Origin of the sequence: Altibacter sp., from assembly GCF_019913785.1 — a bacterium.
GTDB lineage: Bacteria > Bacteroidota > Bacteroidia > Flavobacteriales > Flavobacteriaceae > Altibacter.
The window spans coordinates 1-26,189 of record NZ_JAIOHK010000027.1 but is presented as its reverse complement, the minus strand read 5'-3'; the positions used below and the strand labels follow the sequence as shown (position 1 = coordinate 26,189).

Genomic DNA, 26,189 nt, shown 5'->3' with positions numbered 1-26,189 from the left:
AACCACATCACGCCTTAAGCGTGACAACACAACATTGTATTTGACAATTTAAGTTTCCTTAACTTGTCATTCCGAACTTGATTCGGAATCTGCGGTCTGGACGAGACTCGAACTCGCGACCCCCTGCGTGACAGGCAGGTATTCTAACCAACTGAACTACCAGACCGTACTTACTGTTATAGACTAAAAGTATGTCTTATTCTTTATTTTCAATCAATCTTTTGTAAAATTCTCGATTTCGCTGCTGCTTCAAAAACCGTTCTCTTACTATTGATTCTTTTCTTGAAGGATAGCTTTCATAATAAACTAACTTCCAAGGTAGTTTTCTACTTGTATATTTTGAAAATCCATTATTGTGAAGCTCTAGACGTTTTTCTAGATTATCGGATTGACCAATATAATAAGTCCCATCCCTTTCACTCTCTATGATATAAACAAAATACATGTTAATGAACGTTGTTTCTTTGCGACAGGCAGTCCCGAGTACTCGGGATAACCAACTGAACTACCAGACCGTTACTACTCTTTAGAGACTTTTAGTTAGTCTTATTTTCTTTTGGCAGGTATTCTAACCCCGTCCGAACGGATAACTCTTTCATCCGGGCGGGCAACTGAACTACCAAACCGTTGCTACACCTTTCGGCTTCAAGCACGCCAACATCTACTGTTAGCGGTGGCAAATATACACCCCTTATTCATTTTGACAAACAATTATTTTAAAAAAATAACCGATTTTTATTCTTCACTTCAAATCATCAATAAAATAACACACTATTCACCGTTCCCCGCTCACTGCTAACGGCTCATTCCATTATCCAAACTTCTGCCGCTCTACCAAATAAGTCGTAAGTATTTTATTGAAGCGCTCCTTGATATCTACCGGCACATATTTAATCCGGTATTGCCCGCATTTTAATTTCAAATCATTGAAATAGGCAGCAACAGCTGCCTCATACGACTCCTTGATATTATCCGCATACAAATTCACATGCTCCCCGGTCTCTACATCCACAAAGCGCTTGGGACGATTGTTAAAATCGAAATCAATCTCCTTCTCCTTGTCGTAGGTATGAAATAACACCACCTCGTGTTTATTGTATTTTAAATGCTGAAGGGCTTCAAACAACTTTTCAGCCTCGGTATCACTCTGAAACATATCGGTAAACAAAAACACCAACGACCGTCGCTTCAGTTTTTCGGCAATCAAATGTAAGTGGGCATAAGTCTTTGTTTGAACCTGCTCCCTTGGTTCAATGATGGCATTGTTTAGATGTTGCAATAACATCTGATGGTGCCGCTCACTCCCCTTTTCAGAAGCATAGAACTCATAGGTATCGCTATAAATACTCAATCCAACCGCGTCTCGCTGCCGCTTTAACAAATTCATGATCGCCGCACTTGCCAAAGCCGAAAAAGCAATCTTATTCAACGAATTAATACTGAACTCCTTTTTGTGAGGATAATGCATCGAACTGCTATTATCGATAATCAAATGACAACGTAAATTGGTCTCTTCTTCGTAGCGCTTCGTATATAATTTATCGGTTTTGGCATACAACTTCCAATCGATATGCTTGGTGCTTTCCCCGCTATTATAGATTTTATGTTCGGCGAATTCAGCAGAAAAACCGTGAAACGGACTCTTATGCAACCCCGAAATAAACCCCTCCACCACCTGAGTGGCGAGCAGTTCCAGATTCTTAAATCCGGTTATCTCATTGATCTCCTTTTCTATATTCATCTTGTCACCCTGAGCGTAGTCGAAGGGTCGTTTATTTCTTTCTCGATGTTCATTGCTGGTTATGGGTTATTAGTGAATCGTAAATAGTGATGTGTTAATTCATTTTTATATAGTTTCTAGTTCCTAATAGTAATTTTCTAACGGTGACTATTAAATCACTAATGTTTGAAGATTCAGAACTTAACCCAAGGCGGATTGACAATATATATTGAGTTTCCATTTCAGATAAAGAACCCAATGCTAGGTTTATAAAATACAAATATTCTTTATTTCCTTTTCTAGCTGCACCTTCGGCAATGTTCGAAGGAATTGAAACGGCTGCTCTTCTAATCTGACTCGTTAAACCATATATTTCTTCCTTTGGAAATTCACTGCTAAAAGAATAAATGGCCTCCACCAATTCCATACTCCTTTTCCATACCTCCAATTCCTTATGATCCATATTCACTTCTCACCATTAACTATTAACCATTAACTAATAACTAATAACTACTAACTGCTCACTCAAGCACCGAATCCACAATCCCATACGCCACACTTTCCTCTGCTCCCATCCAATGATCCCGGTTAAAATCCTTCATCACCTTTTCTACTTTCTGGCCACAGTTCTTCGCCAATATTTCTGCACTCAACTCTTTGGTTTTAATTATCTCCTGAGCCGTAATTTCAATATCGCTGGCCTGACCTCTAGCACCTCCACTCGGCTGATGAATCATCACACGAGCATGCGGCTGAATAAAACGTCGTCCTTTCTTCCCCGCCGAAAGCAATATACTTCCCATAGAAGCGGCCAATCCTGTACATATCGTCGAAACCGGACTCTTTATCCCCTGAATGGTATCATAAATGGAGAACCCACTGGTCACGTAACCCCCCGGGCTATTGATATAAAACTGAATCTCTTCATGATTTAACGAATCCAAATACATAAGACGATCCACCACATGCTTGGCGCTCTTATCGTCTACCATCCCCCATAAAAATATCTTGCGTTCGCTTAATAATTGGTTGTCGATCTTATCCTGAACTTTTTTCTCTTTTTCCATAGTGCTGTCCGCGCCGCGGCTATTTTATATTTCAAATTACAATCCCACTAAAATAAGAAAAGGCTCAGCATACCGCCAAGCCTTTTACCTGTTAATTTCTCTTTCTTATTACAAAAGCGAATCAATCGCCTCTGCATATACATTTTTAGGAGCCACACCTACCTGGCGACCCACTAATTCTCCTTTGTTAAAGACCAACACCGTTGGAATATTCCGTACGCCGTATTTCGCAGCAAATTCCTGGTTTGCATCAACATCTACCTTCCCAACTACAGCCTTGCCTTCGTACTCTTCACTAATTTGATCAATAATAGGTCCCACCATACGACAAGGCCCACACCAAGCAGCCCAAAAATCTACGATGACAGGTTTGTCACTCTTTAATACTGTTTCTTCAAACGTTGCGTCTGTTATTTCTAAAGCCATTTTATTAATTTTAAATTGTTCCGCAAAAATAGTCAATTTATTTTCGAAAACTTACACGCTTAACATTAGTTTAGGCAATAGAAGGATTGATTTTGTTTATGTCCTGGGCGTTCCCACGCTTTTAGCGGGGTCGGGCTATTCGCTACAAGTCCTCGCGCATCGCTGCGGGCTTTCCACTGCTATCCCTAACGCAAAAACCAAAATTCGTAGCTAATCCTGAGTCTAGTCAAAGGACCGCAATCGCTTCCCCGAATCAATTCAACTTGTACTGCACCTGCTCCAATTCCAATTCGTCCAACAATTCCTGTGAAATCGTCACCTTGTGTTTTCTGCTGGGCATGTGAAGCTTTACTTTTTCCTCTAGCTCGTAGATCACAAACTGCAATTGTTTATCCCCCTTGTGCATTTTAAACAAGTCCTTCAGCCTTTTTATCCGGTCTTCTGCCAATTCTTCAATGGGTATTTGTATGGTCAACTTCCGCGCCTGACTGTCCATTACGTCGTGCAGTAGCTGCATGCTGTTGTATTGTAATCTCGGCTCTCCCTTTTTTCCGGTATCGCGGTTGGTCCAACCTTCCTTTACAAAAACCCGGGCATACAAAAAGGAATTAGGCACCAAAAAATGCCTGAACTTTAAATACTCCTCTCCAAAAATCTTAAACTCGTAGCTGTCGTCATAATCTTCCACGGTAAAAATAGCCCATCCCTTTCCGGCCTTCGATTCTCGGTGCTGTACGTCGGTGACAATACCTCCAAAACACAATTCTCGGTTTACATATTTCTCCAGCTCGTTAAAGTCACTCACCTTGCAGTTGGTGAAATTTCGCATCTCCGTTTTAAAATCGTCCAACGGATGTCCGCTGATATAAATACCAACCACTTCCTTCTCCAACTTCAACTTTTTCATGGTGCCCCACGCCTCACAAGGAGGAACTTCAGGTTCGGGAATCTGAACCTCGCTGGCATCTCCAAATAAACTCACCTGGGACGAATTCTGTGTCTCCTGATACCTTGCGGCATAGCGCAACACCTTTTCAATAAACATCACTCCGTCCCCATCATCGTGTAAATACTGCGCCCGATGTGTGTCAAAACTATCAAACCCACCGGCCAGTGCCAGGTTTTCAAAGGCCTTCTTGTTGGCAGCACGCAGATCGATTCGTTTGGCCAGATCGAACACCGATTTGTACTTCCCGTCTTTTCTTTCTTCCACAATGGTGGCTACCGCATTGCCGCCTACACCTTTCACTGCACCCATTCCAAAACGGATAGCACCTCTGTCGTTTACGGTAAACTTATAAAAGGATTCATTGACATCGGGGCCCAATACTTCCAGTCCCATTCTACGACATTCTTCCATAAAGAAGGTCACCTGCTTGATATCGCTCATATTGTTGGAAAGCACTGCCGCCATATACTCAGCCGGATAATGCGCCTTTAAATAGGCCGTCTGATAAGCGATCCAAGCATAACAGGTAGAGTGCGACTTATTAAAGGCATAACTAGCAAAGGCCTCCCAGTCTTTCCATATTTTCTCTAGTTTTTCAGGATCGTGGCCCTTGGCTGCCGCCTGCGCTACAAACTGAGGCTTCATTTTATCGAGCACCGACTTCTGCTTTTTCCCCATCGCCTTCCGAAGTACATCGGCCTCACCCTTGGTAAAATCGGCTAACTTCTGAGATAGCAACATCACCTGCTCCTGGTAGACCGTAATTCCGTAGGTTTCCTTTAGAAATTCTTCCATGGCCGGAAGGTCATAGCTTATTTCTTCCTCCCCGTGTTTCCTTCTAATAAAGCTGGGTATATACTCCATAGGTCCCGGACGATACAAGGCATTCATCGCAATGAGATCGGCGAAGACTGTAGGCTTTAGGTCCTTCATATGCTTTTGCATCCCGGCCGATTCGTACTGAAAGATTCCAACCGTCTCTCCTCTTTGGAACAGCTCGTACGTCTTCTCATCATCTAACGGAAAGGCATCAGGGTCTAAAACTACATTGTGCTTATGCTTTACTAATTTGACCGTATCCTTGATAAGTGTCAGCGTTTTCAATCCAAGGAAATCCATCTTCAGCAAGCCGGCAGCTTCCACCACCGAGTTGTCAAACTGCGTTACGTATAGGTCGCTGTCCTTTGCCGTAGCAATAGGAACGAAATTTGTGATATCGTCGGGGGTTATAATCACCCCGCAGGCATGGATACCGGTATTCCGAACGGACCCTTCCAACACCTTCGCCTGATTAATGGTCTGGGCCTCCAGATCTTCCCCTTCCGATAAATTCAATAACTCGTTTACCTTGGGCAACTCATCACTTCTAAATCTGGCACGTAATTCCTGATCGCTCAAACCGAAAATCTTATTCAGCTTGGTCATATTTGGAATCAACTTCGCAATACGATCGGCATCGTTCAGCGGAAGGTCTAAAACACGTGCCGTATCCCGAATGGACGATTTGGCGGCCATGGTTCCGTAGGTTATAATTTGTGCTACTTGACGACTGCCGTATTTGTTAATCACATACTCCATAACCCTACCGCGACCTTCGTCATCGAAATCGATATCGATATCGGGCATACTTATACGGTCCGGATTTAAGAAACGCTCAAAAAGCAGGTCGTACTTGATGGGGCAGATATTGGTAATTCCCAAACAATAGGCCACCGCACTTCCTGCAGCCGATCCTCTTCCGGGGCCTACCGAAACGTCCATTTTACGAGCTTCGGCTATAAAATCCTGTACAATTAAAAAGTAACCCGGATAACCTGTATTTGCAATAACTTCGAGCTCAAAGTCGAGGCGTTGCTTAATTTCTTCGGTGAGTTCAGGATACCGTTTTTTGGCTCCTTCGTAGGTTAGATATTTTAAGTAGGCATTCTCACCACGTTTACCTCCATCGGCGTCTTCGGTATGCAAAAATTCCTTCGGAATAGCAAAATTGGGTAGCAACACATCGCGCACCAGTGAAAACGATTCGATCTTTTCAATTATTTCTGAAATCGATTCGATCGCCTCCGGAAGGTCTTGAAACAAGGATTTCATCTCCTCCTGCGACTTAAAATAATACTCCTGATTGGGGAGTCCGTAACGATACCCACGGCCACGACCAATAGGAGTTGCCTGTTTCTCACCATCCTTCACGCACAATAAAATATCGTGGGCATTGGCATTTTCCTTATCGATATAGTAGGTGTTGTTACACGCCACCAATTTCACCTGGTGTTTTTTCGAAAATTCCACCAAAACAGCATTGACTCGGTCTTCGTCTTCCTGATTATGTCGCATGATCTCTAAATAGAAGTCATCGCCAAATTCGGCCTTCCACCACAGCAAGGCCTCCTCGGCTTGATTTTCACCAATGTTTAGAATCTTGCTGGACACCTCTCCGTACATGCTCCCGGACAATACAATAACGTCGTCCTTGTATTTTTTAATAACCTCTCTATCGATCCGCGGCACGTAGTAAAACCCATCGGTATACGCAATAGAGGCCATTTTCGCAAGATTGTGATACCCTGCCTTATTTTTTGCCAAAAGGACGATTTGGTAGCCGTTGTCTTTTTGCGACTTATCCAGATGGTCGTCACACACAAAGAATTCGCAGCCTACAATTCCCTTTAAACTTTTGTGTTTTTCTTCTTCTGAAAGCGAACTATTGTAGGTATTCACGGCACGTACAAAATGGAAGGCTCCCATCATATTGCCGCTGTCTGTAATTGCCACTGCGGGCATTTCATTTTTGACGGCAGCATTCACCAAATCCTGCGTACTTGAGGTAGATTGAAGAATGGAAAACTGAGAATGATTGTGCAAATGTGCAAAAGGAGCATCTTGCAGCGTTGCTATGTTCTCTTTGATCTCTTCGGAAGAGATTTCGATGGATTCCACTTCTGCTTCCAAGGTGGTTCGCAGCTTTTTGGAAGCCTTTTTTAAATTAATATGTGGTAAACCAATTAATTCAATTTCTTTGGGATTCGCTTTCGCAAAACGCTCGAAATAATCGGGTTGTACGTCTAGCTCCTCAGCCGTAAAAATTTGACGCCGCACCAATTCTAAGAAGCATCTAGTAGTAGCTTCTACGTCTGCCGTAGCATTGTGTGCTTCTGCGAAGGGCGATTGAAAGAGGAATTCGTGTAATTCGGTAAGGGTAGGTAACTTAAATTTCCCGCCACGTCCTCCGGGCAATTGACACAACTGCGCTGTGGTTTCGGTACAGGTATCTAGCACCGGAATTTTTGGCAGTGGATTCTCCATTCCCAAGCGGTGATATTCGGCGCCCATAATATTGAGATCGAACCCAACATTCTGCCCTACTACAAATTTGGTTTTGGAAAGTGCTTCGGTAAACTTCTCCACTACTTCAGCGAGAGGAATACCCTGCTGTTGTGCTAATTCGGTGGATATTCCGTGAATTTTTTCAGCATCGAAGGGAATATTAAATCCTTCGGGTTGCACCAAATAATCCTGATGCTCGATCAAATTCCCCATGGCATCGTGTAACTGCCAGGCAATCTGTATACAGCGCGGCCAGTTATCGCTATCGGTTAGGGGCGCGTTCCAGTTCCGGGGTAAACCGGTGGTTTCGGTATCAAAAATTAAATACATGGAAGGATATTATGAGGTATTACCGTTGGAAGTAAAAGTAAAAAATTGCGTGCTAATAGAGAAGTAAAGTTGTAAACAGTTTGTATGTGTTATAAACAAAAAAACCGAGCTCTCGCTCGGTTTTTTAATTATCGGTGCATCGCGATTAGGATACCACTTGTTCGAAGTTCATAGCACTTTGTACTGTGGACTTGATTTGCTCACGTTGCTTTGTCAGTAAACTTTGTGTAGTAGGTGGTAAAGCGGTGTCGTTAATAATTTCATTATATGCTTCAACGGCCAATTTTTCACCACGCTGCACTTCGTTTAAAATCGCCTCTTCATCGTTCGATGTAAAAGTAGTTTTAATATCCATCCATGTTCTATGAATATCGGATTCAAAACTTGTCCCTTTTTCAGGTATTTCACCATATTTTTTAATCTCAGAAGATAACTTCATACCAAACTCTGATCTATTGTGTGCCTGGCTTTCAAAAAACTGCTTTAATCTGATATCATCTACCAATTTGGCAGCTTTTTTATAGCCTTTTTCGGCATCGTGATTTTTCACTAATAGTGTATTTATTTTTTTCGACATTTTTTCAGTATACTTCATCATCAATATATTTTAAATTTTGCAAAGAAAAGATTTAAAAATTAGGAGAGGCTCTTCGCTTACCCTTACTTCTAATATACCTTAGTATACTATTAATAAAGGCGTTCACCAAAAAATTAACCCAAGCTTAGTAGGATTTAACAGAGTTTAACCTTAGCCTAGATTTATTTGATCTTTTTAACAAAAGTTTATTATTGATAGGTAACATTAAATTGTCCCACCGTCACACTAGCCGAAGGCGTTTCAAAGGAAAATGTTCCCTTAATGGTTTTTGCGGCTGTGTTGTGTTCCACAACAATAATCACACCCGATTCAGCTGTTTCGGTAACGGAACCATTTGAATACGAGGCCTGAAAGCCCGTCATGGGCAGCGTGTAGGTCCCCGCTGTGATGTCTACCGGAAAACGCAACAAAATGGTGGTTGATGTGGTAGCTCCTGTGATTACAATATTGTTCCCTGTATTTGCCGCTCCCACATTGAAAGGACTAAACGGTACGCCGTCAATTTCGGCTACGAATGTTCCTGCACTGGTCGGAGGGGTATCATCTGATGCCGTAGGAAAACGAACTTCAAAGAAAATCCCTTTTTGAGCAACTATCGTATCGATACCTGGCAACACCGCTTCAAACTTAAAAGTTCCGGATAGCAATCCGCACTCCATACAGCGATAGGTCAATTCTATTTCTCCACCCCCAGCCGGGTTGCTGCTGTAGATATTGCCATTAGGGTCTTCATAGGTTGCATAATTAGGCTGACCGGCCCCCAATGGAAAAGTGCCCAACACAGCCCTATTAATATGCAATGTAAGTGTTTCATCCTGAGTCACTCCAAGGATGTCGAACGAACCGTCCGCGTTTTCAATGGCACGGGCATCAATAGCCTCAAAGTAGATATCGTCTAATTCTCCTTGCAGCGCAGGACTATTGGTTTCAACATTTTCACAGCTCAGCAAAGATATGGCTGCAAAAATTAGTAGCATAAATCGTTTCATAATGATTTGGGTCATATGTGTTCCCGACAAATGTAAAAGAAAAAGTTTAAACTATTGAATTTCAGAAAAAAAATATAGTATCTTTGCCGTCCTTAATTATAACCGGGGTCGTGAACCCCAAAAATTAATTTTTATGCCTGTAAAAATCAGATTACAAAGACACGGAAAAAAAGGAAAGCCTTATTTCTGGATCGTAGCAGCGGATTCCCGCTCAAAAAGAGATGGTAAATACCTTGATAAACTTGGTAGTTACAATCCAACTGTAAACCCTGCTCAAATAGAACTTGACGTAGACGGCGCAGTAAAATGGCTTCAAAATGGGGCACAACCAACCGATACTGCAAGAGCTATCCTTTCTTATAAAGGAGTATTGCTAAAGCATCACCTTGCCGGTGGTGTGCGTAAAGGTGCGTTGACCGAAGAACAAGCTGAAGCTAAATTCAATGCCTGGTTAGAAGAAAAAGCGAAGGCTGTTGACAACAAAAGAACTAAGCTTTCTTCTGCTAAGGAAAAAGCAAAAGCTGAAGCCCTTGCTGCTGAAAAAGCAGTAAATGAAAAACGTGCTGCCGATGCTATTGTAGCGGAAGCTCCTGTAGAGGAAGTTGTTGCTGAAGAAGAAGTTGCCGAAACTGCTGTTGAAGCAACAGAAGCTACTGCCGAAGCACCTGCTACTGAAGAGGTTGCCACAGAGGAGGCTCCCGAAGCTGCTGCCGAAGAGGCTGTGACTGAAGAAGCACCTGAAGCTGCTGCCGAAGAAGCTGTGACTGAAGAAGCACCTGCCGAAAAGGCTGCTACAGAGGAAGCTGTGAAGGAGGAAGCTCCTAAAGCAGAAGCGAAGAAAGAAGAAGAGTAACCATACGCTAACGATGCAAAAGAAGAATTGTTTCTACTTAGGCAAAATCGTTAAAAAGTATAGCTTTAAAGGGGAATTACTTGTAAAATTAGATACAGACGACCCCGAACAATTTGTAGAAATGGAATCGGTTTTTGTGGAATTACACAAAAAATTGATTCCATTTTTTATTGAAAGCTGTTCCCTGCATAAGTCGGAATTACTCCGTGTAAAATTCGAGGAGGTCGAAACCGAAGCCGATGCCAACGCCCTTTTGGGATCACACCTATATTTGCCGTTGGAAGCCCTTCCCAAATTAACAGGAAATCAGTTCTACTACCACGAGATCATTGGTTTTACTGTAAAGGACAAAGATTTTGGCGAGGTAGGGATCATATCTTCGGTAAATGATACCACCGCACAAGCCTTGTTTGTAATAGATCGCAAGGGAACAGAGATCCTAATCCCTATTAACGATCAGTTTATTTCAAAAGTAGATCGCACCACCAAAACCATTCATCTTGACGTTCCGCAGGGCTTAATTGAGCTGTATTTATAAGATGAATAAGCCATTCCAATTCAAACAATTTACCGTTGAGCAGGATCGATGTGCCATGAAAATAGGTACGGACGGGGTTCTATTGGGCGCCTGGGTCTCCTTAAGCGACCACCCGTATTCTGTTTTGGACATAGGCGCCGGAACCGGGGTGATCGCTTTACAAATAGCACAACGCAGCCAAGCCGAAATAATAGATGCCCTTGAAATTGATGCCAATGCCTACGAACAGTGCGTGGATAATTTTGAAAATTCACCCTGGAACGATCGCCTTTTCTGTTATCATACTGCTTTGGACGAATTTGTTGACGAAATAGACGATTCGTACGACCTTATCGTTTCGAATCCGCCATTTTATGCTGAAAATTATAAAACGGCCAAGCCGGCGAGGGACCAAGCTCGCTTTTTAGACGCACTTCCCTTTGAGGATCTACTTGAAGGAGTTTCCAGGATGCTATCGGATCAGGGAATTTTTGCGACCATTATTCCCAGAAAGGAAGAAGCGGGTTTTATTAAAATCGCTTCGGAAGTGAATTTATTTCCCAATCGAATTTGTCGTGTACGAGGAACAGCCACTTCCGAAGAAAAAAGAAGCCTACTCGAATTTTCTTTTAACAAAAAAGAGGTGAAAATCGAATTGTTGACCATAGAAAAGGAGCGTCATAACTATACCGAAGCCTTTAAGGAATTGGTACAAGAATTTTACCTGAAACTCTAATTAAACACGGTCTGGGTAACACAGCTAGGGTATAAGACTGCTCTAGTGGACTCTTTTAAAAGGGGATAAAATCTACGTTCTACAAGGTAGGGCGATGTTCACCAACCCGTGAAAAAGGCGTGCATCATTTTCATCGTCTGCTAACTGAATTTTTAAATAAATAATCCCAAAAACCGACAAAGTTTTTCTTTTAAATAAATGGGTTATTCGTCTGCAATCCCTAAATTTGACGACCAAAATGTTTATAGATGAAACCCGATTTATTTGAAGCTCCAGATTATTACAATCTCGATGATTTACTTACCGATGAACATAAATTAGTACGTGATGCCGCCCGCGAATGGGTAAAGCGTGACGTCTCACCCATCATAGAAGAATACGCGCAAAAGGCTGAATTTCCCGAACAAATCATCAAAGGCTTGGCCGAAATTGGTGCCTTTGGCCCGTATATCCCTGAAGAATATGGCGGAGCCGGATTAGACCAAATATCATATGGATTGATCATGCAGGAGATTGAAAGAGGCGATAGCGGCGTGCGAAGTACGGCTTCGGTACAGTCGTCTCTCGTCATGTATCCAATTTGGAAATACGGAAACGAAGCGCAACGCCAAAAATATTTACCAAAACTCGCTTCCGGAGAGTGGATGGGTTGTTTTGGACTCACCGAACCTGACCATGGAAGTAATCCGGCAGGGATGGTGACTAACTTTAAAGACAAAGGCGATCACTACCTTCTAAATGGCGCCAAAATGTGGATTAGCAATGCTCCCTTTGCGCAGGTGGCGGTTGTTTGGGCAAAAGATGAAAGTGGACGTATTCACGGACTTATTGTAGAACGCGGTATGGAAGGCTTCAGCACTCCCGAAACTCATAACAAATGGTCGCTGCGTGCTTCGGCGACCGGAGAGTTGATCTTTGACAATGTAAAGGTTCCGAAGGAAAATTTATTACCGAATAAATCGGGATTGGGAGCTCCGCTGGGTTGTCTGGATTCGGCACGCTTCGGAATTGCATGGGGTGCCATCGGTGCCGCCATGGATTGTTATGATACTGCCCTTCGTTATTCCAAAGAACGGATTCAGTTTGGCAAGCCAATTGGTGCTTTTCAGCTTCAGCAAAAGAAATTAGCCGAAATGATCACTGAAATCACAAAGGCGCAACTTTTAACCTGGCGTTTGGGTGTATTGCGCAATGAGGGTAAGGCAACCTCAGCTCAGATCTCTATGGCGAAACGCAACAATGTCGACATGGCCATCAGCATAGCCCGTGAGGCAAGACAGATGCTAGGCGGTATGGGCATTACAGGCGAATACAGTATTATGCGCCATTCTATGAACTTGGAAAGTGTGATCACCTATGAAGGAACACACGATATTCACCTTTTGATTACCGGATTGGATGTCACCGGTTTGAATGCATTTAAGTAAAGAATAACAAATCCCACCAAAGGCTTCGGAGAAATCTGAGGCCTTTTTTGTTTTACCTCTTTCAGAAATCAATTCAAATTGTATCTTTAAAAAAAGATTCCGTATGTCGTCTCAAACAAGAATTTCCAAGGCTTATAAAACAGCAAGACGAATTCCTTTTAACGATCATTCAAAGTTTATCATTTTTAGCGACTGTCATCGAGGAGACAATAGTTTTGCCGACGATTTTGCCAACAATCGAAACATTTATTTCCACGCGTTAAAACACTATTATAAAGAAGACTTCACCTATTGCGAATTGGGTGACGGTGACGAACTCTGGGAGAACATCGATTTTAAATCCATATTCGAAGCCCATCAAAATGTCTACGACCTGATGCGACTGTTCTATAATGAAGACCGATTGTATCGCCTTGTTGGGAATCACGATATGGTATACCAAAATCAACGCTTTGTCGAGAAGAATCTATACACCTATTTTAATAAGGTAACCGGAAAGGAAGAACCTCTATTTCCAGGCATTAGTTTTACCGAAGGGCTTGTACTTACGCATGAAGAAACCGGACAAGAAGTGTTTATGGTTCACGGTCATCAAGCCGATTGGTGGAATTACAGGGGTTGGAGGTTCAATAGGTTTATGGTTCGCGCTTTATGGCGGCAATTACAGGTTTTTGGGATTGGGGACCCAACGAGTCCCGCAAAAAATTATCGGGAACTCATTAAGGTAGAACGACGTACCAAAAAGTGGATCATTGACAATAACAACATCTTTACCATCATAGGACATACCCACCGGCCTCGCTTTCCTGAACCCGGAGAAATCGCTTTTTTTAACGACGGCAGCTGTGTTCATCCACGAAGTATTACCGGACTTGAAATTGAAAATGGTAAAATTTCCCTGATTAAATGGCAGATTTCCACCACCGAGGACGGCACCTTAAAGGTAATTCGAATATTATTGGAGGGGCCTCAGAAGATTTGCGATTATAAGACAGACTAGCTTTCCGGCGCCAATGCCACTTTAAGCCCATCCATTTCAGGCTTTATATGGATTTGACATCCCAATCGGCTATTATCTTGTACGTAGAAAGCTTCGGCTAACATGGCATCTTCATCAGCACTTTTTTCAGGGAGTTCATGTTCACTTAACACATAACATTGGCAGGAGGCACACATGGCCATGCCACCGCAGATACCAATAGTTCCTTCCGGGGCCAATTCGTAGGATCGAACTATTTCCATAAGGTTCATGTTCATATCGGTGGGTGCATCAACATCGTGTACATTTCCTTCGCGATCTATAATCGTAATCTTGATGTCGTTTTCCATTTAATCTATCGATTTTACAACCGCCTTGGGGGCTTCTTTTTTACTGCCGTCAAAACCTTCTACCCCGCCAACGGTAGTGTACTTCATCACATAGCGTTTGTCCGGGAAAATACGCTGATACGCACTTTGACACATGAGCGTAGCTTCGTGAAAGCCACACAGGATTAGTTTCAGTTTTCCGGGGTAGGTATTCACATCGCCTATGGCATAAATTCCGGGAATATTTGTCTGATAATCCAACGCATTATTCACCTTGATGGCGTTTTTTTCTATTTCCAGTCCCCAATCGGCAATAGGACCCAACTTCGGCGCCAAGCCAAAGAGAGGAACAAAGTGATCGCAGGATCGCGTATAGGTTTCAGCGCCTTGTTTGATAACTACCGCTGTAAGGTGATTCTCCCCCACTAAATCGACCACTTCGGCAGGAGTTACTAATTCAATTTTCCCAAGATTCTTCAATTCCTGAACCTTTTCAACACTGTCTAAAGCACCTCGGAATTCATTTCGTCTGTGAACAAGTGTCACACTGGAAGCGACATCCGTTAGAAAAATACTCCAGTCCAAGGCAGAATCCCCACCACCTGCAATTATTACATCCTTATCGCGGTATAATTCGGGGTCACGGATGATATACTCTACTCCTTTATCTTCGAACTGTGTAATATTTTGAATGGGTGGTTTTCGCGGTTCAAAGCTTCCTAGGCCTCCGGCAATAGCCACGATTGGCGCGTGATGTTTTGTTCCTTTATTGGTTGTAACTATAAAACTCCCATCCTCCAGTTTATCAATAGTTTCGGCTCGCTCTCCCAAGGTGAAACCAGGTTGGAAAGGTGCTATTTGTTTCAGAAGGTTGTCGACCAACTCGCCAGCCAATATTTCGGGGAAGGCAGGGATATCGTAAATGGGTTTTTTCGGATATATTTCGGAACATTGTCCACCGGGTTGTGGCAATGCATCGATTAAATGACATTTCAGCTTTAATAAGCCAGCTTCAAAAACAGTAAAAAGACCCGTAGGTCCAGCGCCAATAATAAGTATGTCTGTTTTTATCATGTAAAACGACCTTGTTAATTTTGATGTAAAAATAAAGTCTCTTCCAGTTTCAGTATATGACAAATATCACGTCTATTCGACATTGACAACACGTTCGATTTGAGGCGCATATTTTTTAATGGTCATTTCTACCCCACTTTTGAGTGTCATTTGGTTTACCGTACACCCTACACAAGCTCCTTCCAGTTTTACGTGCACAACTTTTCCATCTTCAATTGACAACAGCGAAATATCGCCACCATCACTTTGTAGAAAAGGTCTAATCTCTTCAAGTGCTTCCTCTACTTTTACAATTAATTCGTTTTGATCCATATTATTTTTTGACGGCACTGCAACCTGCCATCGTGGTTATTTTAATCGCTTCGGTAGGAGGTAAATTTTCGTTTCTTCGAACGGTTTCTTCCACTACATTTCGCGTAATCTTTTCAAAAGCTTCCTCCAAAGGGGTTGCGGTTTGTAAGGCCGCCGGATGTCCGGCATCTCCTGCTTCACGGATGCTCTGTACCAATGGAATTTCCCCTAAAAAGGGTACTTCTAAATCTTCCGACAGGTTTTTAGCACCTTCTTTTCCGAAGATATAATATTTGTTATCCGGCAATTCTTCGGGAGTAAAATACGCCATATTTTCAACGATTCCCAGTACCGGAACGTCTATATTCTCTTGTCGGAACATTGCCACTCCCTTTCGCGCATCTGCCAATGCCACATTTTGCGGGGTACTCACGACCACAGCTCCTGTAATTGGCAATGACTGCATGATACTTAAATGAATATCACCTGTGCCCGGAGGCAGATCGATCAACATAAAATCCAATTCACCCCAAGCCGCGTCAAAAATAAGTTGATTCAGTGCCTTGGCAGCCATAGGGCCACGCCAAATTACTGCCTGATTGGGCTGTGTAAAAAACCCGATTGAGAGTATTTTAACTCCGTAATTTTCGATAGGTTTCATTTTACTATTACCATCTACATTAATGGATAATGGCTTTTCCAGGGCAACATCGAACATAATTGGGATGGAAGGACCGTAAATATCTGCATCCAAAATTCCTACCTTAAAGCCCATTTTAGATAAGGTTACCGCTATATTGGCAGTTACTGTAGATTTTCCAACGCCTCCCTTTCCAGAAGCAATTGCAATGATATTTTGAATGCCCGGAATAGGTTTCCCTTTGATAAGGTTTGGGTTCTGGGGTTTGGCAGGTGCTTCCACTTTAATATTTACCTGTACTTGGGCTTCGGCAAATACTTTTCCCTTTATGACTTTTATCACATCGGCCTCTGCGCGTTTCTTAATATGTAGAGCAGGTGTAGCCAATGTAAGATCTACAATAACTTCATCGGCGAAGGTCACTACATTCGTAACAGCGCCACTTTCTACCATATTCTTACCTTCTCCGGCAACGGTAATTGACTCCAATGCTTTAAGTATATCCTGTTTGTTAAGATTCATCTTGCTATCAATTCAATATTTAGACTCATTCTAAAGTGCAAATATAGGAGTAATACTTCGAAAAATGAAGCAGTGTGATTGAAATGATTGATGGTAGTATAAATCCTCCTTTTTAGCATCAAATCTAAAATTATGGAAATGTATAGCCCTTATTTTCAATAACTTATATTGTTTGGCATTATAATTGACTTAGATCGAAACATAACCATCTTGGTTTATTAAGAACCGGGTAAAAATTTACAAGCGATGTTTACGTTCAAGAAGAAAGCAGTAGAAAAAGATGTTCAGTATATTATTGACATTATAGCGAATTACACTTCAAAAAAGGACATAAAGAAATTTATTTCGCCAATATCGGATGAATATTTTTTAATTGATGATGAAAATCAAATTTACCTCTGTATTGGTAATGGGGAAGTGACCTTTTCCAATCACGTTTTCTTATATAAAAAGACCTTTAGTTTGTCCTTTACCGAAAAGCTAAAAAAGCAAATAAAAAATAGTATTGAGGAAGAGATGCAACTTTTAAAGAAATCACTGTTTAAAAATGAAACTCAGTTGCTATCTAAAGTTTTACGTATAGCCGAAAAAGAAATGAACTCCTCGGTTATAACTCATAATTTTAAATACAGTATCTAAAGGATCAAACCCATTTAAGTAGCCTCCCTGAGGCTATTGGGATCCCAAAACAGTCTTTCGAAGTCTTGAATTTGGTTGTCCACCACCTCAACGCCCTCGCTTTCCAGTAATTGCTGCATAAGATTTGTACCTTTAAAATGGTGTTTTCCGGTAAGCAATCCCTTTCGGTTAACCACCCGATGCGCCGGAACATCCTCCATACCATGACTGCCGTTCATCGCCCAGCCTACCATTCTCGCACTTCCGGCAGCTCCTAAATAACGGGCAATAGCGCCGTAGGAAGTGACTCGGCCATACGGAATTAATTTTGCCACTTCGTACACCTGCTGAAAAAAGCCGGGCTCGCCCATTTTAAAAGTCGTTTAGAATTTTTATTGCGGTAATTATTGAAATAACTGCTGTTATAAGTCCGATGATGTAATTCATATTTATTTTTAGCCTGCCCCGATCTTCTTTTTTTCTAAAATATTGTACATATATAATAAGCATCGCAAAGGTTCCCACCCCCGAAGCCACGACAGCGGCCCATAGTTCGGGCTGTGTAAACTTGAACCACCCAAATCCTGAAAAGGTAATACTTACATAGACCCAATACGGCAGGGGAAGTAAATTTAGCGCGGCTAGAAACATTCCGGAGAAAAACCGGCTTGTTTTCGACTTCTCAACCTCTTCGGGCATTTCTCGACGGGTATCCTTGGCTATAAAAAAAAAGTAAATCGAGATACAAATGAAAATTCCCAACGCTATTTTTTGAAGGGTATCCACTACTTCGGGATGCCTATCGATATAGCGCGCAAAGTTCAGCGCTACAAAGGTTTGTATCATAACCGTAACACAAACTCCTACCGAAAAAAGCAGTCCTTTCTTCCGACCCTCGACCATGCTTATTTTTGCAGCCGACATATTGAGTAGCCCCGGTGGAATAACACCCACTAAGGATGCTAAAAAACCAATTGTAAAATTTAAAATAAGAGACATTTATGGGCCGTTGGTTCCGTGAATATAAAAAAATTAAACGGAACGGAATTTAAACCGCACATAGGTAATTTTTTTATTTTCTGCTAGATACTGACTTTCATAAAAGGTTTGAATCTGAGTCACTTCGGTGGGAGACTGGTCATTTCCATACACATCGTGATGCGCGTATTCAATAACTTCATCCAATCCATGCAAGAGCCCCAAGGTGTATCCGTGCATAAACTCACTGTCTGTCTTGAGGTGAATCAATCCTCCTGTTCTCAATATCTTTTTGTACCTATTTAGGAATTCGATATTGGTGAGTCGATGTTTGGTACGCTTGTATTTTATTTGTGGATCTGGAAAGGTGATCCATATCTCATCCACTTCGCCTTCAGCAAACAAATGATCGATCAATTCGATTTGAATGCGCAAAAACCCAACGTTGTGTAAGCCTTCTTCCAAGGCCGTTTTTGCCCCTCTCCAAAAACGCGCTCCCTTAATATCGACACCAATAAAGTTCTTATTGGGATAAGCCTTTGCCAAATTTACCGAGTATTCTCCCTTACCACAACCTAATTCGAGTACAATAGGGTGGTCATTCTTAAAAAAATCCCGATTCCAATTTCCTTTTAAATTGTACGTATTGTTGAAAATCTCTTCCCGGCTGGGTTGAACAACATTGGCAAAGGTTTCGTTCTCTCTAAATCGTTTTAATTTGTTCTTACTTCCCACGTTTCAATGAATTACATTTCTATTGATATTTTGGTAAAATTAAGGAAATATTAAACCCATACTAATATCCGTACCTTTGTTTTAATGGGATCACAGAAAACTATTTTGGTAGCTCCCCTTCATTGGGGATTAGGGCACGCAACTCGCTGTATTCCTATTATCAATGCTTTGCTGAAGCACAATTACAATGTCATTCTGGCTTCAGATGGCGCTGCCTTATTGTTACTTCAGAAAGAATTTCCGAAACTGACCTCTATTGCCTTACCCTCCTATAATATCACCTATACCAAAAAGGAAAAACTATTAAAATGGGCTTTAATTCTAAAAATTCCGCACATTCAAAAGGCAATTGCTTCAGAAAAAAAAGTGATTAAAAAACTGGTTTCCGAAAATCGCATCGACGGAATTATTAGTGACAATCGACTCGGCGTTCGGAGCAAGAAAGTACCTACTGCTTTTATTACACATCAGCTACGCCTGCTTAGCGGAAGCACTACTTTTTTTAGCAGCAAGCTCCATCAAAAGAGCATTGCGAAATTTGATGAGTGCTGGGTCCCCGATGCCAAACAAACCCCTAATCTAAGTGGTAAATTAGGACATTTAAGGGATGTGAAATTTAAGATTCGATATCTGGGACCACTGAGTAGGATGAAACCGCAACAAGCTACAAAAGTATACGATGTGCTTGCGCTTCTTTCGGGTCCCGAACCACAGCGAACCCTACTTGAGGAAAAGGCAATTGAAGCGCTAAAAGGCAGGCCTGTCAAGGTACTTTTGGTGCAGGGAGTTATAGAAGCGGAACAAATAATGAGTCAGCACGACAACATAACCATCGTCAATTTTATGGGAACAGCTGAGTTGGAAAAAGCGATTAATGAAAGTGAACTGATCCTGTCTCGTTCGGGATATACAACGATTATGGATCTTGCAGCCATGCAGAAGAAGGCCTTTTTTATTCCCACTCCTGGGCAGTACGAACAAATTTATTTGGCCAAACGACTAAAGGGTCTACGGATAGTTCCATCATGCAAACAGGAAGATTTTACATTCGAAAAGCTGGCCGATGTAAAAGATTATACACAGCTTAAAAAGATTGACCAAGAAGTAGATTTCAAAAAGTTATTTCGCCTTTTCGAGCGTAAATGAAAATTCGGAACCAATACCAAATTGGCTTTCCACATAGATTTTTTCACCATGGGCTTCAACCAAGTGTTTCACAATGGAAAGGCCTAAACCACTCCCTCCCTCTTTCCGAGAGCCACTTTTGTCAATACGGTAAAACCGCTCAAATATCCTTGGGAAATATTCCCGTTCTATCCCCTCTCCATTGTCTGTTATTCGCACAATGACCTTATTCTTAATAAGTCCTTCGATACTCACTTCGGTAGTACCGCTGTGTTTGCCATATTTAATGGAATTTACGATAAGGTTGGACAATACTTGCTGAATGCGTTCCCGATCTGCATATACCAAAATTGGCTCCTTATACAAAACGTCGAACGTAAGGGTGATTTGTTTTTTAGCCGCCTTCATCTCTAAAAGGTCAAAGACATTCTGTATAAGCTCTACAATATTAAATTCTTCTTTGTTCAAGTTAAGATCTCCCACTTCCAATTTGGTGATCATATCGAGGTCCTTGACAATATAGATAAGTCGCTCCACGCCTTTGTTGGCGCGTTGCAGGTATTTTTTTCGAACCACCTTATCTTCCAAGGCGCCGTCCAACAAGGTCAAGATATAACCTTGAACAGTAAACAAGGGCGTTTTAAGTTCGTGTGAAATATTCCCTATAAACTCTTTTCGGTAATTCTCCTGAATCTTTAAGGTTTCTATCTCCAATTTCTTATTATTTGCAAATCGCTCTACCTCCTTGGTAAGCGTAGCCATGTCTGTTGTGATCTGTTGAGGCTGTAAAGACGTAGCTTCGAGTAAACTCACATCGTCGTAAATTTTTTTGATGCGTTTATAGATAAACCGCTCCACGCGATATTGTATGATAAAAAACGAAAAGGCATAGCAAACAACGACAAAGCCCAATAAGAACCAAAGACTTAGCGATTGGTTGAAATAAAAAAACAGCCCCATAACCAGTGTTAGAAAAACAGTGATCACTGTCGATGTGTAAGCGGCGAACTTGTATGTTTTTTTAAATATTCCGGCCATTATACTACAAACTTATACCCAACACCTTTTACGGTGGCAAATCTATTATCTCCCAGCTTCTCTCGAAGCTTGCGTATATGAACATCGATGGTTCTTCCTCCTACCACAACCTCATTGCCCCAAACACGATCCAATATTTCATCTCTTTTAAACACCTTCCCGGGTTTGGATACCAATAGCGATAGGAGCTCGAATTCCTTTCGTGGCAGCATGATTTCCTCGTCCCCTTTTATAATCTTATATTCTTCCCTGTTAATGATAAGATCTCCCATTTCAATAGTCGTTACATCGTCAGACGCTTCCTTAAAGCGACGTAACAAAGCCTTTACTTTACTAATGAGTATTTTGGGCTTCACCGGCTTGGTTATATAATCGTCTGCACCTGCATCGAAACCCGCTACTTGAGAATAGTCTTCCCCTCTCGCCGTAAGAAAGGTAATTACAGTTTCAGACAATTCGGGGATAAGTCGTAATTTTTCACAGGCTTCGATGCCGTCCATTTCGGGCATCATGACATCCAAAACGATTAAATGAGGTTTGTGCTTCCTTGCCTGTTTAATGGCCTTAACACCATTTTCAGCTGTAAAAACCTGATATCCTTCAGAAGAGAGATTATACCCAACAATTTCTAAAATATCCGGTTCGTCGTCTACCAAAAGTATTCTAGTGTCTTTTCGTTTCATATTGGACTGTTCTTAACAGCGATAAAGATACTACTAATTACTTTTCACCAATGCTGTGCTGAATTTGTTAACCATTCGGTAACATTCTGATAAATAAATTGTAACATAGCTTTTTTTATTTTATCTTGTAGTTCACTTTAGCCTTAATGGCTCCCCAGGTATTTGAAAACTTTAATACCTGTTTCATGAAAACTACATTTTTTTGGGCAGCCATTTGTATAAGTACGGCTGTCACTGCTCAAATTTCGGGCACCGGTTTCGAGGAACCCGAAATTTTCAACAACCCGTATACCGACACCGGCGATCCCGCGGTAGCGCACGACCTTATCAATAATACCAATGAACCTTTGGTAGATTATAATGCTTCGAGTGACGAATTAGGCTTTAACGCTCGCTACGTTCCTTATGACAATCCGGGCGACGGTCTAACCGACGGAGATACCGTTGGAGTTACCGATGCGCCTCCGAATAACGGAAATCCATTCCCGGAGGGACTTAACGGATATGAAATTAGCGATGTAGACGGCAACTTTATTCTAGAATTTGACCCCTTGGTAGTAAGTTCTCCTACTATTTCGATCGATTACTTTATTTCCGAAACAGGCTACGAAGGAGATGGAACCTCCAATGCTTCGGGATCGGACCGCTTGCGAATTTATGTAAAGAATCTGGATGACACGCTTGAATACGACCTGCTAAATACCACCGGCAGTGACATCAACGACCTTGGCATTGAAGGAACCTGGAATACAGCGTCGGTACAGTTAACAGATAGCCCGGACAGTAATATTCAAGTAATCATTGAGGCTCGAAACAATTCGGCTGCCGAAGCCTTTTTCTTTGATAACCTTATCATCGAAGGGGTTTTGGGTCTTCCGGACGACCCCAAGGCGCATTTTCTGGTGTATCCAAACCCCACTAGTGGTTTTGTTACGATCCAATCAACACTTGCTGCCAATATCGAGGTGCAGGTATTCACTGTTTTGGGCGAAAAAATAATTGAAACAGCATTAGTGGATTCCATTCTCGATGTTTCTACCTTACAGACAGGTGCCTATGTGCTGAAAATTATTCAAGGAAGTGGTATATCGACAAAGAAGTTAATTGTACAGTGATAATTTTTCACTAGAATTAAAAGCTTTTGTTTTTACAGAAGCTTTTTTTTATTCCCTATTTTTGAAATGCATGTTTCTGTGATTTTCCAATGCTCGAAAAAGACATTTTTACGATTTCTTCTTCTGAAGAATTTGAAGTACTGGCACTCGATATCTTTCGATATCAGTATCGACATACCGAGGTGTATCGAAAATTTTGTGATTACTTAGGTATTTCTGAAGCTACTGTGGCAAATTTGACAGACATCCCTTTTTTGCCGATTCAGTTTTTCAAGGAGCACAACATACTATCCGAAGGTCTTCGTCCCGAAGCAACATTTACCAGTAGCGGCACCACCGGAAGTGTGGTGAGTAAACATCTGGTGGCAAAATTGAGCCTCTACGAAGCTTCCTTTTTTAAAGCCTTTCAGCAGGTATACGGAGCTATTGATACGTATACTATTTTGGCGCTGCTCCCGTCCTATCTGGAACGCAAAGGCTCTTCGTTGGTCTATATGGTAGACCAACTCATGCAGAAGACCAATTCTCCGCACAGTGGCTTCTATTTGGACCATACTTCGGCCTTGGTGGAAAAATTGCTTTTTTTAGAAGCGCAAGAACAGAAAGTGCTGCTATTGGGGGTGTCTTATGCCCTACTGGATCTAATCGAACTACATAGTTTTCAGCTAAAAAATACCATAGTAATGGAGACCGGAGGTATGAAAGGAAGGCGAAAAGAAATGATAAAAGACGAATTACACGCTGTATTAAAAAAAGGATTTGGGGTGCAGGAAATCCATAGCGAATATGGAATGACCGAACTCCTCTCACAGGCCTATTCAAAAGGCAACGGACTTTTTATCTGCCCCCCTTGGATGAAGATTTTGATACGTGACCCCGAAGATGCCCTGAGTTTGGTCACCGGAAAAACCGGAGGCATCAACGTGATCGATCTGGCCAATCTGTATTCCTGCTCTTTTATTGCGACTCAGGATCTCGGCAAAACACATACCGATAAAAGTTTCGAAATTTTAGGTAGATTTGACAACAGTGATATACGCGGCTGTAACTTGATGGTATTATAAATGACTCCTCCTAAGAAAAGCGAACTACATGGTTGCCTCTGGATGTTGATTTCAGGCATCTTTACCCTAATAGGATATATCATTCTTAAAAACGCCTTGCCAATACCCGGGATATTCGCATTAGCGTTGGCTTTGGGCATTTCTATCTATCTGTGCATCCGACTTTTCGGAAAACCGAGCCGGAAAACAATTATTCAAGAAGTTGTAGTAATCGTCGTTCTTTTTGGAATCCTAAAGCTTTTTATATTGCTGTTTTCCATGATCACTCCCTATATACAAAAAGAGGGTGCATTTACTAAGGAGGATTCGGTTATAAAAACGATCTATATTGAAGATTTGGACACCATCCCGGTTTATAGCAGTAATCGTGTATGGAGAGATAACTATGGCAACGATTATTCGGGTAGTCTTACCGTGCGCGAACGTGATTATTTCAATCTGAAAGATTATATAAAAAAATACACGCCTCCTTCAAGCGATAACTTTTGGGGCAATCTATACGACCATATTGACCGCAATGATACCCCAAGCCTTGACATGGTGATGCACACTTTCGAAACGATAAATGCCGAACGAAGATTGAATCAGATGGAATTTGCCGAAATGGTGGTTAGTTGCATACAGGATATTCCGTATGCGTTCGTTTTTCAAGAGGCTTGTTTGCCTGCCCATTCGTATGAAGATTCCATTAGGCAGTTGCTGGAGCGATGTCCCGACTGCTGTATAGGAAATATGCTTTATGGTATTCAAAATCCGGTGTCATTTCTTCAGAATTTGAAAGGTGACTGTGATACACGAACCGTGCTTATCTATTCGATTTTAAAATCTTTCAAGTACGATGTGGCCATTTTAAACAGTGACTATTACAAGCATTCTATCATAGGGATCAACCTTCCGGGTAGCGGGCTGTATAAAATATACAACGGGAAAAGATACATGCTTTGGGAAACAACCGGCAAATATTTTGAGGCAGGGGATCTCCCGCCAAGTTTTGACAATGTTACCTATTGGAATGTAGTATTAACCAGTAAATAACGCAACCATGAATACACAACTTTTTACACTAGCCCTTTTGGAAATCTTGTTATCGATCGTAATAACCGTGGTCATTATTTTTATCTCTTTTAAAATGTTGAAGCGGTTGTTTTTCAGAAAGGAAGACCTAGGAGGCTCCAATTTGGCATTTACTATTTTCACTTCAGGAATCGTGCTCTCTATCGGACTAATTCTAAGTGAAATATTACCTTCTATCACCAATGTGATTAGACTGTCCCTCAATCAAACCGATTCGATCGATGTACTCACCATTGCGAAGTATTCAGGGATCTATTTACTTATAGGATTTGTGATGGCAGTGTTTATAAATACCGCCGTGTTCTTTTTGTTGTCAATTCTTACCAAAGGGGTGGACGAATTCAAAGAAATTCAACGGAATAATTTATCGGTTGCCATCATAGTAGTCGCGACACTTATTAGCATTACGCTTATAGCAAAGGATAGTATTGCGCTTTTGGTTAGCTCATTAATCCCTTATCCCGAGGTTACAAATTATTTGTAAAACCGCTGTAAGGTTTTTATCGTAAATAAGACCAAGACAAGAGTTATGAGATCAACTGTTTTCATAATTTGGTTGGTTAGTTAGTTAATGTGGAAGGTCCTGGCGTTTAATACGTTGGGACTTTCTTCTTTATACCGCCTTTAAGATGAAATAATTCTTCTTTCCGCGCTGCAGTAATACAAACTGACCATTGATTAGGTCTTCTGAAGTAATGACAAATCCTTCCGAAGCCTTTTCCTTATTTACCGAAATAGAATTTTCTTTTAATGCGCGAATGGCCTCCCCATTCGACTTTAAAAATCCGGTGCGTTCGGCCAAAGCCGAAACAATGTCTAACCCTTCTTTTATTGCCGAAGTAGCAACTTCGGCCTGTGGCACACCTTCAAACACATCTAAAAAAGTTTCAGAATCTAAAGTCTTTAAATCGGCAGAGGTAGATCTTCCAAACAAAATTTCAGAAGCTTTTACCGCCTTATTAAATTCGTCTTCGCCATGTACTGTGGT

General features: G+C 41.6%; 28 protein-coding genes, 1 tRNA gene and 1 pseudogene. 11 read left to right on the top strand and 19 right to left on the bottom strand.

Features of this window, described 5'->3' with window-relative positions; genetic code table 11:
- Positions 1–92: 92 nt before the first annotated feature.
- From K8F54_RS03895 to K8F54_RS03860, 9 genes are all read right to left on the bottom strand, one after another.
- Positions 93–166: transfer RNA gene (locus K8F54_RS03895), tRNA-Asp, on the bottom strand.
- A 30-nt stretch (positions 167–196) separates the two neighbouring features.
- Positions 197–445 (bottom strand): GIY-YIG nuclease family protein, encoded by a 249-nt coding sequence (locus K8F54_RS13930; RefSeq protein WP_363299213.1) that lies wholly within the window; start codon positions 443–445, stop codon positions 197–199.
- 366 nt (positions 446–811) lie between these two features.
- The gene (locus K8F54_RS03890) at positions 812–1,741 is read right to left on the bottom strand and encodes a DUF58 domain-containing protein (RefSeq protein ID WP_290787294.1); all 930 of its coding nucleotides are present in this window, start codon (positions 1,739–1,741) and stop codon (positions 812–814) included.
- A gap of 94 nt (positions 1,742–1,835) precedes the next feature.
- Entirely contained in the window at positions 1,836–2,183 is a 348-nt protein-coding gene (locus tag K8F54_RS03885) for a four helix bundle protein (protein WP_290787292.1), read from the bottom strand.
- A 58-nt stretch (positions 2,184–2,241) separates the two neighbouring features.
- Positions 2,242–2,787, bottom strand: coding sequence for an ATP-dependent Clp protease proteolytic subunit (locus tag K8F54_RS03880; RefSeq protein ID WP_290787289.1), 546 nt, complete (start codon positions 2,785–2,787; stop codon positions 2,242–2,244).
- Positions 2,788–2,895: 108 nt separating this feature from the next.
- Positions 2,896–3,213 carry a thioredoxin gene (gene trxA / locus K8F54_RS03875; RefSeq protein WP_290787286.1) on the bottom strand — a complete coding sequence of 106 codons (318 nt, stop codon included), beginning with the start codon at positions 3,211–3,213 and terminating at the stop codon, positions 2,896–2,898.
- Between the two features lie 253 nt (positions 3,214–3,466).
- Positions 3,467–7,816 (bottom strand): DNA polymerase III subunit alpha, encoded by a 4,350-nt coding sequence (gene dnaE / locus K8F54_RS03870; RefSeq protein WP_290787283.1) that lies wholly within the window; start codon positions 7,814–7,816, stop codon positions 3,467–3,469.
- A 145-nt stretch (positions 7,817–7,961) separates the two neighbouring features.
- A complete protein-coding gene (locus tag K8F54_RS03865) occupies positions 7,962–8,411 on the bottom strand; it encodes a PA2169 family four-helix-bundle protein (RefSeq protein WP_290787281.1) in 450 nt (149 codons plus the stop codon).
- A gap of 191 nt (positions 8,412–8,602) precedes the next feature.
- Positions 8,603–9,403: a DUF6252 family protein gene (locus K8F54_RS03860; protein WP_290787278.1), complete on the bottom strand. Its 801-nt coding sequence runs from the start codon at positions 9,401–9,403 to the stop codon at positions 8,603–8,605.
- 133 nt (positions 9,404–9,536) lie between these two features.
- On the opposite strand from K8F54_RS03860, the gene K8F54_RS03855 reads away from it, so the two are divergent.
- From K8F54_RS03855 to K8F54_RS03835, 5 genes are all read left to right on the top strand, one after another.
- On the top strand, positions 9,537–10,256 hold the full coding sequence (locus K8F54_RS03855) for a 30S ribosomal protein S16 (RefSeq protein WP_290787275.1): 720 nt from the start codon (positions 9,537–9,539) through the stop codon (positions 10,254–10,256).
- Positions 10,257–10,269: 13 nt separating this feature from the next.
- Positions 10,270–10,794, top strand: a complete 525-nt coding sequence (gene rimM, locus K8F54_RS03850) for a ribosome maturation factor RimM (protein WP_290787273.1) — start codon at positions 10,270–10,272, stop codon at positions 10,792–10,794.
- A gap of 1 nt (position 10,795) precedes the next feature.
- Positions 10,796–11,509, top strand: a complete 714-nt coding sequence (locus tag K8F54_RS03845) for a methyltransferase (protein ID WP_290787271.1) — start codon at positions 10,796–10,798, stop codon at positions 11,507–11,509.
- Positions 11,510–11,757: 248 nt separating this feature from the next.
- Positions 11,758–12,936 (top strand): acyl-CoA dehydrogenase family protein, encoded by a 1,179-nt coding sequence (locus tag K8F54_RS03840; protein WP_290787267.1) that lies wholly within the window; start codon positions 11,758–11,760, stop codon positions 12,934–12,936.
- Between the two features lie 103 nt (positions 12,937–13,039).
- Complete coding sequence (locus K8F54_RS03835) at positions 13,040–13,936, top strand: metallophosphoesterase (RefSeq protein WP_290787265.1); 897 nt, start codon at positions 13,040–13,042, stop codon at positions 13,934–13,936.
- Here the strand turns inward: K8F54_RS03835 and K8F54_RS03830 are convergent.
- The 4 genes from K8F54_RS03830 to K8F54_RS03815 form a co-directional block, all read right to left on the bottom strand.
- Entirely contained in the window at positions 13,933–14,265 is a 333-nt protein-coding gene (locus tag K8F54_RS03830) for a 2Fe-2S iron-sulfur cluster-binding protein (protein ID WP_290787263.1), read from the bottom strand. The genes K8F54_RS03835 and K8F54_RS03830 overlap by 4 nt on opposite strands.
- A complete protein-coding gene (locus tag K8F54_RS03825) occupies positions 14,266–15,318 on the bottom strand; it encodes an NAD(P)/FAD-dependent oxidoreductase (protein WP_290787261.1) in 1,053 nt (350 codons plus the stop codon).
- Positions 15,319–15,390: 72 nt separating this feature from the next.
- The gene (locus K8F54_RS03820; RefSeq protein WP_290787259.1) at positions 15,391–15,630 is read right to left on the bottom strand and encodes a NifU family protein; all 240 of its coding nucleotides are present in this window, start codon (positions 15,628–15,630) and stop codon (positions 15,391–15,393) included.
- 1 nt (position 15,631) lies between these two features.
- Positions 15,632–16,771 carry an Mrp/NBP35 family ATP-binding protein gene (locus K8F54_RS03815; protein WP_290787256.1) on the bottom strand — a complete coding sequence of 380 codons (1,140 nt, stop codon included), beginning with the start codon at positions 16,769–16,771 and terminating at the stop codon, positions 15,632–15,634.
- Positions 16,772–17,017: 246 nt separating this feature from the next.
- Here K8F54_RS03815 and K8F54_RS03810 point away from each other — a divergent pair, with 246 nt between their 5' ends.
- On the top strand, positions 17,018–17,410 hold the full coding sequence (locus K8F54_RS03810; RefSeq protein ID WP_290787253.1) for a hypothetical protein: 393 nt from the start codon (positions 17,018–17,020) through the stop codon (positions 17,408–17,410).
- Positions 17,411–17,424: 14 nt separating this feature from the next.
- Here K8F54_RS03810 and K8F54_RS03805 read toward each other — a convergent pair whose 3' ends face one another.
- The 3 genes from K8F54_RS03805 to trmB are packed head-to-tail and all read right to left on the bottom strand — an operon-like array spanning position 17,425 to position 19,102.
- Positions 17,425–17,760: an MGMT family protein gene (locus K8F54_RS03805; protein ID WP_290787250.1), complete on the bottom strand. Its 336-nt coding sequence runs from the start codon at positions 17,758–17,760 to the stop codon at positions 17,425–17,427.
- A 1-nt stretch (position 17,761) separates the two neighbouring features.
- Positions 17,762–18,388 carry a lysine transporter LysE gene (locus tag K8F54_RS03800; RefSeq protein ID WP_290787247.1) on the bottom strand — a complete coding sequence of 209 codons (627 nt, stop codon included), beginning with the start codon at positions 18,386–18,388 and terminating at the stop codon, positions 17,762–17,764.
- Between the two features lie 33 nt (positions 18,389–18,421).
- Positions 18,422–19,102 carry a tRNA (guanosine(46)-N7)-methyltransferase TrmB gene (gene trmB, locus K8F54_RS03795; RefSeq protein WP_290787244.1) on the bottom strand — a complete coding sequence of 227 codons (681 nt, stop codon included), beginning with the start codon at positions 19,100–19,102 and terminating at the stop codon, positions 18,422–18,424.
- 84 nt (positions 19,103–19,186) lie between these two features.
- On the opposite strand from trmB, the gene K8F54_RS03790 reads away from it, so the two are divergent.
- Positions 19,187–20,248 carry a glycosyltransferase gene (locus K8F54_RS03790; RefSeq protein ID WP_290787241.1) on the top strand — a complete coding sequence of 354 codons (1,062 nt, stop codon included), beginning with the start codon at positions 19,187–19,189 and terminating at the stop codon, positions 20,246–20,248.
- On the opposite strand, the gene K8F54_RS03785 is transcribed toward K8F54_RS03790, so the two are convergent.
- Together K8F54_RS03785 and K8F54_RS03780 are read right to left on the bottom strand one after the other, a co-directional pair.
- Positions 20,222–21,265, bottom strand: coding sequence for an ATP-binding protein (locus K8F54_RS03785; RefSeq protein ID WP_290787238.1), 1,044 nt, complete (start codon positions 21,263–21,265; stop codon positions 20,222–20,224). The two genes, K8F54_RS03790 and K8F54_RS03785, sit on opposite strands and share 27 nt — an antisense overlap.
- Positions 21,265–21,948, bottom strand: coding sequence for a response regulator transcription factor (locus K8F54_RS03780; RefSeq protein ID WP_290787235.1), 684 nt, complete (start codon positions 21,946–21,948; stop codon positions 21,265–21,267). The genes K8F54_RS03785 and K8F54_RS03780 overlap by 1 nt, the downstream gene beginning before the upstream one ends.
- Positions 21,949–22,133: 185 nt before the next feature.
- Between K8F54_RS03780 and K8F54_RS03775 the strand changes: the two genes are divergently transcribed.
- The 4 genes from K8F54_RS03775 to K8F54_RS03760 all read left to right on the top strand — a co-directional run bounded on the left by K8F54_RS03775 (position 22,134) and on the right by K8F54_RS03760 (position 25,685).
- Positions 22,134–23,063: a T9SS type A sorting domain-containing protein gene (locus tag K8F54_RS03775; RefSeq protein WP_290787232.1), complete on the top strand. Its 930-nt coding sequence runs from the start codon at positions 22,134–22,136 to the stop codon at positions 23,061–23,063.
- Positions 23,064–23,152: 89 nt separating this feature from the next.
- On the top strand, positions 23,153–24,127 hold the full coding sequence (locus K8F54_RS03770; RefSeq protein WP_290787229.1) for an acyl transferase: 975 nt from the start codon (positions 23,153–23,155) through the stop codon (positions 24,125–24,127).
- Complete coding sequence (locus K8F54_RS03765; RefSeq protein WP_290787226.1) at positions 24,128–25,162, top strand: hypothetical protein; 1,035 nt, start codon at positions 24,128–24,130, stop codon at positions 25,160–25,162.
- Between the two features lie 7 nt (positions 25,163–25,169).
- Positions 25,170–25,685, top strand: a complete 516-nt coding sequence (locus K8F54_RS03760; RefSeq protein WP_290787223.1) for a DUF350 domain-containing protein — start codon at positions 25,170–25,172, stop codon at positions 25,683–25,685.
- Between the two features lie 129 nt (positions 25,686–25,814).
- On the opposite strand, the pseudogene K8F54_RS03755 reads toward K8F54_RS03760, so the two are convergent.
- Positions 25,815–26,189: pseudogene (locus K8F54_RS03755) on the bottom strand (tyrosine--tRNA ligase); the annotation flags it as partial.